Genomic DNA, 8532 nt, shown 5'->3' with positions numbered 1-8532 from the left:
GGACCGGCAACAGTTCGGTCGCCTGTTCCGGATCGGTGGCCAGTGCTGAGAGACGCGGGGCGAAGGGCGCCAGCTCAACGCCCCGCTTGCAGTCGATCCCGACTAACGCGACTGGCTGTTGTGCCAGCCCAGCGACCAGCTGGCGCAAGTACATCGACTTCCCCGACAGCGTCGCACCGAGGGTGAGTTGATGTGGGATGGCCCGGTAGTCCCGTACGAAGGCCGTCGCGTCCTCCCGCAGGGCCACCGGCACTTTGAGGAGTCCGCCATCCGCCTTCCTCGGCATCCGGACGTTGCACAGCACGTCGAAGCCGACGAGCCGCAGTTCCACCACCCCCGGCTTCACGTCCGTCACGTATACGGCGTGAACGCCCCAGGCGTGCCGCAGCCGTTCCGCCGAGGCGGCGACGTCCGCCGGCTCCTGCCCCGGAGCCAGCCGAAGCCGAAGCCGAAGGCCCGTCGAGGTGGGCCGGATGACTCCCCGGCGAGGAGGCACCGGCCGGACCTCGCGGCGAGTGGTCGCCTTGACTGCCAGAGCTCGTAACCGGGAAGGCTGGACGGTCAGACCGCACGCTTCCATGACGGAGCCGTACGAGCCCAGGAGCCGGGCCGTCGATATCGGCAGGCCGACCGTGGACCAGTAGATGCCCGGGTGACGAGCCCGGGTGTAGGCGGTCCCGCCACCGATAGCGGCGAGGGGACCACCCACCTCCAACAGCGTCATCCAGTCCGGCATCAAGCCGAGGCCTGGGCGTGAGCCGGGAAGGCGGCCGGTGTGACTGCGGCAGCGCGAAATGCGATGCCGTGCCGCTGCTGACCGTTGAACACGGTCTCCCACGGCCGGGCCACCAGACCCGGCAGCGAGACCGGGGCACCGAGCGTCAGGCCTTCAGTGATGCCGCTTTCCGGAACCGTGACCTTGATCAGCGACGACTCGCCGTCCTCGATGTAGACAGCTCCGATCGTCATGAGCGCCTCACCGCTGGTGGCGTCCTTGGCGATCTCTCCGGTCTGGCGGTCCCGAACCTTGGGTTCCGGGGCTTCGGTCAGCAGGATGGTGGCCGCCGAAGTCTCCACACGGATTACACGCACAGAAATGCTCTCCCTTGCGTTGCGGCACACATGCGGTGGCCGCATTCAGTGACGAATGACTACGCAACGGGAGGTTGACCTCATACCGACTGGGCGCGATACGCTCCAGGAGCGTTGATGCCAAAGACGCACCCGGCCTGAGTGGGCTGCCTCCCGCTCAGGCCACATCTCTTTTCTGTGGCCCTTTCGCTTACGCACCGGTGCAGGTCTGCCTTCCTGCTCCGGTCCGTTCGCATGTCCGTACGACCCACTCCGCTGGATGCGAGGGGGCGTGCTGACACCACCACAGTAACCCGTACTCCAAGTACTGTCTAGTACTTCAGGTACCAGTACGTACCTCGTGTACGCCCAACTCCGCCGCCAGGGTGCGAAGTTCCTCAGAGGGCGGCTGGGCCATGGTCAGCAAGTCCGCCGCAAGCTGCTTCACCATCGGCAGGGCCCGCACCATTTCGGGCGACAACTCACGCGCTCTCAGCAGTGCTGAGACCGCGTCAGCAACCTGTCGGCGCTGGGCATAGGCCCTGGCTACATCGATCTGAAACCGCGTCTGCCGTTCGGCAGAGAGTCCCGTTTCATCCACACCCTGGGCAGCTCGCAAAGCAACTCCGGCGTCCCCGAGGTCGACCGCGACGGCCACCTCGTGCAAGCCAACGTTGGTCGGCCCGAACTCGGTGTTGTAGTCGTTGCGTCCATCACCGACCCGCTCGGCCATCTCGCGAGCGTCGCGGAGATACCCATACGCCTCATCGGCCAGGTTCAGCCGAGCGGCAGCCACCGCCCGTTGAAGGGTCAGCGCGCCCCGCAGCGCCACCGCCTCGATCTGTCCGGACTCCGCCAGCGGCCCCAGCGCGTCAGCCGCACTTCCGGACACCTGAGCCGCCTGCTCGAAATGGCGGGCACCGAGAAAGACGAGCGACAACCTGAACTCGCCGGCCGCCATCAGGAGCGGATCATTGGCCCGCTCGGCAGCGACCACGGCACGGTCGACAGCGATCCAGGCCGCCTCGGGCTCCCCCATGTTCGCGAGCGCGCCGCTACACGTGTGGTACATGACCGCCAGCAGTCGGAACAGCTCGGGACGCTCGACCTCTGGAACCGAGCGGGTTGCCGACTCCAGCTGAGGAACCAGCCCTTCGAGCAGCTCGGCCAGGTCGGCGTAGTTGCCCTGGTGGGTAAGCGACCAGGCACGGTCCACCTCAGAGCGCAGTGCCGGGATATCGGGGGAAGCGTTCTGCTGGCCGAGGACAGCCTTCAGTGAGTGCGCCGCGCTCAGCACCAGTCGCAGCCGGCTGGCCCCGGGCGGCTCCCCTTCGGCCACCGACGCAACGATGGGGGCCTCGGCCGCCAACTCGGCCACCGGAATCTCAAGGACGTCGGCAACCTTCTCCAGCACGGTCATCCGGTCGATGCGGCGTACACCCCGCTCCACCTGGGACACCCATGCTTCCGAGCGCTCTAGCAGGCCGGCGAATTCCTTCTGCGAGAGTCCCCGCCGCTTGCGATTGAAGGCGATCTTGCGTCCGAGCGCCTTCTGATACTCAGTGCTCAACGTCCACACCCTTGCCGGACACGAAGTCCAGGCGATCAACCTCCGTGGCCGAGAGATACCGGTCCCGCTCAGAGAGGAAGGCCTGCACGTAGTCCTTCGCCTCGTGCTCTTCGAAGGCGCCCTTGTCCCGGTAGAGCTCGTAGAACACGCGCTCCAGCGGACGACCGTCAACTCGATGCACGGCGTAGACCACCGTCCCGGGCTCGTTCGCACGGATCTGCTCACCAGTCCGCGCCACGAGGTCGTCGAACCCAGCGGCCGCCGCCTCGTCCTTGCAGGTGAAGCGCACAAACAGTCCGAACATGCGAGGTCCTCTCTCCATCGGCATCCAGGTCAGCACCAGACCGCACGGCGAACGCTATGCCCGACCGCCCGCACGAAAAGTACGAACCCGCACTCTAACTACGCGCACATTCGGTACGGTGCTAGTACTAATTGTACGGCTCTGCATGGTCCGTGTCAGCCAGTCGGTACGGCTGACACAGAAAGCAGCAGGTCACTGCCATGGAGGACGCCATGCCCACCCACCGACGCACCTTCCCCGGGGATCCCCAACAGCTCCACGCTGCACGCAGCTGGACACGCGCCACACTGGACGGCCACCCCCACTCCGAAGACGCCGCGCTGATCGTCACCGAACTCGGCACCAACGCCCTCGTACACACCGCCAGCGGCGACGCCGCCGGCACCTTCCACGTCACGCTCACCGTCTCCGAGCTGATCCTCGCCATCGCAGTCACCGATTCCGGAGACGCCAAGGCCGCGCCCGAAGTCCAGTGCCCATCCCCCCACACCACCCACGGCCGAGGGCTCGCCATGGTCACTGCTCTCGCCGACAGCGTCCTAGTTCAGGGCAACAACTGTGGTCGCACCGTCATTGCCGAACTCCGTATCCCGGTGAGCCGCAACAACCACGCGGTCAACACAGAACTTTCCACGGACGCGCGCCCCGGAGATCGCCGGTGCTGATGGACAAGCCCCGACGCGGTTACTGGTGCGAGTGCTGGACCGAAGACCTCACCGAGGGAGGGCCGCCGGCGCTCCGGGCATCCATCGACGCCTACTCGGCACCCCAGGCCGACAGGTGGGTCGCGGTCGCACTCCGCACGATCTCACCGGCGCTCGATCCGGACGCATCCGACGAGGCGTGGGAATGGCTGTACAACGGCCGCATCGAAACAAGGAGAGCTCTCCTGCGCGCCGAGCCCTGCACTGTGTCAGTCACCCACGCCAGCACTCGTATCACCTGGACGATCCGGCCAGTGCTCTTCGTGCCGCTCGCCCACCGCCAGGGCGTCGAACTGCCAGCATGTGCACACGACTTCACGACCGGCAAAAGACGCGGATCACGTCCTCGCTCAGGTGGACGGTGACGCCCTGGCGGGCATAGCCGCGGCCAAGCTGGATGCGTTTTCCGGCGACCACGAAGCCGCCGACGCGGCCGACGGGCCGCTCGACGATCTGCTCGGCGGGCGGGGCAACAGCGGTGGCAGGCCGGCCAGACGGCCGCCTTGCAGCCGTCCACAGCGGGGATGCCGTGGTCGCCCTGCCACGAACGGAGTTCACCGAACGGTCGGAACGTGTTTGTGTCAACTGATAGATCAACTGCCTAACGTGCGTTGGCTACTCCCGCCGTGGAAGGACACCGCACATGAGACGCGTCACCAAGATCTCCTCCGCAGCTGTCGGCCTGGCCGTTCTCGCGGTCACCGGCACCGCCGTCGCCGCCGCGAACCAGAGCGACAACGACTGGCCCTACGCCCACCACAGCGCGGCCTCGTACACCCTGGCGGCTGTCGGCGACATCGCCTGCGAGCCCGACGACGCCGAGAACGCCGTCACCCCGGCGTCGCTCAAGTGCGGCAGCCCCACCCTGGGCGGCATGAGCGCCGAGTTCGCCACCGCCAAGCAGGCCACGGACATGCACCCCGATGCCGTGGCACTGCTGGGCGACGAGCAGTACCAGGTCGGCAAGCTGACCGACTTCGAGCAGTCCTTCGAGCAGGCATGGGGCGGCCTGAAGATGCTCGAACGCCCGGCGCCGGGCAACCACGAGTACTACCCGTACACCAAGAAGGGCGACAACGAGGCCGGGCAGAACGGTGCCGGATACTTCGGCTACTTCAACGGCCACGACCAGGCCGGCACGCCGGAGACCCAGGGCCAGGCCGGCGACGACACCACCGACAAGCAGGGGTGGTACTCCTACAACCTCGGCAACTGGCACATCATCTCGCTCAACGCCGAGTGCAACTCCGACGCGTTCAAACACGACTGCTCCACGACGGACAGCGGCCTCCTCGGCCAGGAGACCCAGTGGCTCTCGAACGACCTGGCCGCCAACAAGCGTCAGTGCACGATCGCGTACTGGCACCAGGCGACCTTCAGCGCCACGACGGCCTCGACCGCCACGGTGCCCGCGTCCGCGCCGGGCGTCGGCGGCGCCGAGGGTGCAGCGACCGACGCGTGGTGGAAGCTCCTCTACCAGCACCACGCCACGCTCATCCTCAATGGTCACGAGCACGCGTACGCCCGGCTGCGCCCGATGAACCCCGCCGGCCAGTACGACCCGACCCACGGCATCCCGGAGTTCATCGTCGGCTCCGGCGGCGAGGCTCTCGACACCCTCGCCGGCTCGCCCGGCAACTACGACAACCCCAACGTGGTCACCGCCCAGGCCAGCGCCTTCGGCGTCATGAAGCTCACCCTCAAGTCCGACAGCTACAGCTGGGACTACAAGCCCGTCCTGCCCGGCCCTGGCTTCGACTCCACGGCGCTGCAGTACAGCGACTCTGGCAGCGGCACCTGCAACTGAGGCCCCAACCTTCCTCCGCATCTGAGGCGTGGGCCACGATCAAGATCAGCTCTGCGGCAGCCGTTGAAGCCACAACGTCAAGCATCAACCGAGACAAGACAGACCCCACGCGACCGACTGAGTTACAACTTTCTCTACTGGTTCAAGGCGGCTCGCTCCGCTCCCCGCGCGCGGCCCGGCCCCCGGCCGGGCCTGCGCTCCTGTCTCCGCCCCGCTCCAGCCCGGCCGGCGCCCGTGCCGCGCGCACAGCAATCAGCCACCTGATGCCAGAGAAGGGGTACATCGTGGCTGGGGCGGTCGTCTCCACGGCTTTAGGCAGCCACTTTGGCGCGAGCCTCGAAGATCATGGCCCCAACGTCGTGCTTTACCGGGCAGGTCCACAGACTGCCCGACGCGCCGGAAGCTTACGGGGCCATGATCACTCGCGCCAAAGCAGCTCCAGCCCAAAGCCGTTCCGCCGACCTGCGATGCAATGGCCAGCCACAGCCTGGGATAACGGACCCAGGACCCGCTGACTCACGATGAATGAAGCACCCGAGAGGAAAATTCAAGGGAGAATCACAAATTGTCAGCAATCATTAAGGATTAAAACCCTCTTCCACCTCAGGAGTATCATCAAGGCGACCCTCAAAAGATTGAATCCGTGCGAGCGCCTCTTCCTTTTCCGCCCCCGATTCCCAGCACATCACCCATTCTTTCATTCGCGATAGAACGTATCTCGATTCCTCTTGGTCCAGGTATTCTAGTCCTATCAAGTCGGCGATACGAAAGATAAAAATTGAGCTCTGGGCGACCTTTGGGCAAGGGGTGATAAACGCCGAGTCATGAAGCACCCATCGCCTAAGCAGTCCGTCAGTCCGCATACCCGCAAGGCCTTCTTCAGACTGGTGCACTAGATTCGCGAACAAAACATCGATATCGCCCTGACGGTTTGCCGTTGAGCCTCCAGTTAGGTGGTCCAACATGCCCTCTACTCGACCAAGGAACGCAGCTTTAAGCTGTGGATGCTCCCCTATATAACTAGACAGTTCATGCAGGCTCAGGACCGAATCGAGTCCCGCCGGGGAGCCTTTTGTGTGCCTGAGGATAGCCTTAACCACTCCGGATGTAAGGAAACCATTTCGAGCAAGACTAGATATAACACAATGCACTTCTTTCGGGTTTCGCCCTATCCAGTTTTCAATTAGTGCAGCGGTATCCGCCGGAAGCGGGCTAGGCGCGAAATGATCCAGTACCAATCGCATGCGACTACCCGAGATAGTGCTGCTTACCTTGTTTCTCAACCATGCAAAGGTGTGATCACGCAAAAGAGCTTGGCGAGAATCATCAATATCTGGCCGACCGAGCAGGGCTTGCAACATGGCGCCGACCTCCGTGCCTCCGGCATTTTCGTCGAGCCACGTACAGGCGTGATCGACTATGACAGATGCAATCTCAGAACTCAGATCTGGGCGTCGCAGTACTGAGACCAATGAATTAGGGGGTATAGCCCTACCAGCTGTTTCCAGATAGGCGACAATAGAATGAGCAGCGTGCCCCAAGTCATGAGTGGACAAGTCCTCACGTTCTAGGAGCTTACTAAGGACGTGTGGCGCCTGACCTGTCTGACCGTGAAAACTCAGCCATGTAAACGCGAAACTCATTGCGTGACTAGAATCTTCGCTCGTTAGGTCAGGGCGACTGAGCAGCGAGTTTATTACAAAGTCCGCATGGAGATCTTGGTTGTATTTTGACAGCCAGGACAAAGAATGGGAAATTGCCAGAGCGGCATCATTAGCTGACAGGTCCGTTCGCTGAAGAAGCGGTTGCAGGACAAACCTGATTTCGTCCGACTGTGTATGCGCTTCCAACCAAGAAAGACTGTAAGAAATCGCCTTCGCGGCCTCGCTGGGTGCCAAGTCGCGCCTCCGAAGGAGCGGCCTGAGGACGAACCTTTCCTCGAACGAGCAATCTTGGCTATCCAGCCATACGAACGCGTCATGTACTACTTGACTCCGAGATTGTGCATCCATGTCCCGTCTTTGCAGCAGAGTATCCAGGACGAAACGCGCTTCAGAAGTCCCAGTATGAATGCTTAGCCAAACTAGTGCATGAGTAATCGCCAGTATGGCATCATCATGCGCCAAATCGCGTCGCCGAAGAAGTTTTTGCAGAACAAATTGCGCCTCAGGTATTTCGTCGTATTCGCTAAGCCAGGCGAGGCCCCGGCGAATGACATCTTTGGCAGCGGCAGTCGTCAAATCTGGTCGCGCCAGCAACCTGCTGAGTACAAACTGCGCTTGAGGCCTGTGGAGATGAGAGTCGAGCCACTTAATTGCTTCGTGGCTCAAATACTCAGCCTGGTCTCCATCGAGTTTAGGTAGGGCCACATAGAACAAATGCTGAGCATCTGATTTCTGTCCAAATTCTTCCATCCACGGCATGACAATTCTGTCCCAGGCCCGGATCGTTGCTGCCGCCCAGGGTGGACCGGTTAGGATTCCGCCGAGCGCGTAGCTTCCTTCATACGGATGGGCTTCCTTAAGCACTTTCCCAATTTGGTCGGCATGCTGGAGTAGCCAATCTTCACAGTATTGCGCGAGGCCACGGTCGTCGTCATCCAGCGCAAGGTCGTGTAGCAATCTTCCCAAGTGACCAGCGAATATACCGACTGTGCGGGCTCTCCCGAGAGAAGCCTGCTGTATCGCGTCTGCCGCCTGGTGGTCCACGCTCAATTCCGCTTGGGGCGCGAGCGTGTTCTCTAGCAATTGGTCTATGACAACGTCGTGCGCAGCCCTGACATAAGGTTCATGGTATTCCAACCATTTCATGTCGAGGAGTCGATCAATAATACCATTCGCTCGAGTCCCGTCCCTCGAATTAAATTCGAGGACCCTCTTAGCTGCTTCATCGATGTCGCGTCTTGGCTGGGGGCACGCAGCTGCGGCGGCTGCGCAAGCCTGAAGTTCAGGGCTGGAAGTCACTAGCTGAAAGCCTTCGCCTTCAGCTTTTGTCTCCAATTCATCCTCTGCAAGCCGCATTTCCAACCACCCTAGCAATTCTCCGGCTCGGAGCCGATCTATGCTAGGCACTGTGC

Annotated in this window: 8 protein-coding genes and 1 pseudogene; 3 read left to right on the top strand and 6 right to left on the bottom strand. The window is 62.7% G+C overall.

Annotation, left to right across the window (positions count from 1 at the left end):
* The 4 genes from IE249_RS37390 to IE249_RS15505 all read right to left on the bottom strand — a co-directional run.
* The coding region (locus tag IE249_RS37390; RefSeq protein ID WP_268249697.1) for an FtsK/SpoIIIE domain-containing protein at nt 1-736 on the bottom strand (736 nt) is incomplete at its 3' end.
* Nucleotides 736-1092, bottom strand: a complete 357-nt coding sequence (locus tag IE249_RS15515) for an SCO3933 family regulatory protein (protein WP_189705401.1) — start codon at nt 1090-1092, stop codon at nt 736-738. The genes IE249_RS37390 and IE249_RS15515, both read right to left, overlap by 1 nt.
* A 319-nt stretch (nt 1093-1411) precedes the next feature.
* The gene (locus tag IE249_RS15510; RefSeq protein WP_229858543.1) at nt 1412-2650 is read right to left on the bottom strand and encodes a helix-turn-helix domain-containing protein; all 1239 of its coding nucleotides are present in this window, start codon (nt 2648-2650) and stop codon (nt 1412-1414) included.
* Nucleotides 2631-2945: a putative quinol monooxygenase gene (locus IE249_RS15505; protein WP_189705399.1), complete on the bottom strand. Its 315-nt coding sequence runs from the start codon at nt 2943-2945 to the stop codon at nt 2631-2633. The genes IE249_RS15510 and IE249_RS15505 overlap by 20 nt, the downstream gene beginning before the upstream one ends.
* Nucleotides 2946-3145: 200 nt before the next feature.
* Here IE249_RS15505 and IE249_RS15500 point away from each other — a divergent pair, with 200 nt between their 5' ends.
* Both IE249_RS15500 and IE249_RS37385 read left to right on the top strand, forming a co-directional pair.
* A complete protein-coding gene (locus IE249_RS15500; RefSeq protein ID WP_189705398.1) occupies nt 3146-3610 on the top strand; it encodes an ATP-binding protein in 465 nt (154 codons plus the stop codon).
* Nucleotides 3610-4014 (top strand): hypothetical protein, encoded by a 405-nt coding sequence (locus IE249_RS37385; protein ID WP_229858587.1) that lies wholly within the window; start codon nt 3610-3612, stop codon nt 4012-4014. Before IE249_RS15500 ends, IE249_RS37385 begins: the two co-directional genes overlap by 1 nt.
* On the opposite strand, the pseudogene IE249_RS15495 reads toward IE249_RS37385, so the two are convergent.
* Nucleotides 3977-4167 (bottom strand): annotated as a pseudogene (locus tag IE249_RS15495) (IS481 family transposase); the annotation flags it as partial. The gene IE249_RS37385 and the pseudogene IE249_RS15495 overlap by 38 nt on opposite strands.
* Before the next feature lie 125 nt (nt 4168-4292).
* On the opposite strand from IE249_RS15495, the gene IE249_RS15490 reads away from it, so the two are divergent.
* The gene (locus tag IE249_RS15490) at nt 4293-5456 is read left to right on the top strand and encodes a metallophosphoesterase family protein (RefSeq protein ID WP_189705397.1); all 1164 of its coding nucleotides are present in this window, start codon (nt 4293-4295) and stop codon (nt 5454-5456) included.
* Nucleotides 5457-6034: 578 nt separating this feature from the next.
* Here the strand turns inward: IE249_RS15490 and IE249_RS15485 are convergent.
* Nucleotides 6035-8476, bottom strand: a complete 2442-nt coding sequence (locus tag IE249_RS15485) for a hypothetical protein (RefSeq protein WP_189705396.1) — start codon at nt 8474-8476, stop codon at nt 6035-6037.
* Nucleotides 8477-8532 lie beyond the last annotated feature (56 nt).

This window comes from Streptomyces anandii JCM 4720, from assembly GCF_014650655.1.
GTDB classification, from domain to species: domain Bacteria; phylum Actinomycetota; class Actinomycetes; order Streptomycetales; family Streptomycetaceae; genus Streptomyces; species Streptomyces anandii.
Note: the sequence above shows the minus strand (reverse complement) of the source record. Positions and strands in the feature narration are given on the sequence as shown.

What these genes read in the sequence shown, in the direction of transcription:
- IE249_RS15490 (WP_189705397.1), top strand. Translation starts at nt 4,293, where the DNA reads ATGAGACGCGTCACCAAGATCTCCTCCGCAGCTGTCGGCCTGGCCGTT.
- IE249_RS15500 (WP_189705398.1), top strand. Translation starts at nt 3,146, where the DNA reads ATGGAGGACGCCATGCCCACCCACCGACGCACCTTCCCCGGGGATCCC.
- IE249_RS15505 (WP_189705399.1), bottom strand. Translation starts at nt 2,945, where the DNA reads ATGTTCGGACTGTTTGTGCGCTTCACCTGCAAGGACGAGGCGGCGGCC.
- IE249_RS15485 (WP_189705396.1), bottom strand. Translation starts at nt 8,476, where the DNA reads ATGCGGCTTGCAGAGGATGAATTGGAGACAAAAGCTGAAGGCGAAGGC.
- IE249_RS37385 (WP_229858587.1), top strand. Translation starts at nt 3,610, where the DNA reads ATGGACAAGCCCCGACGCGGTTACTGGTGCGAGTGCTGGACCGAAGAC.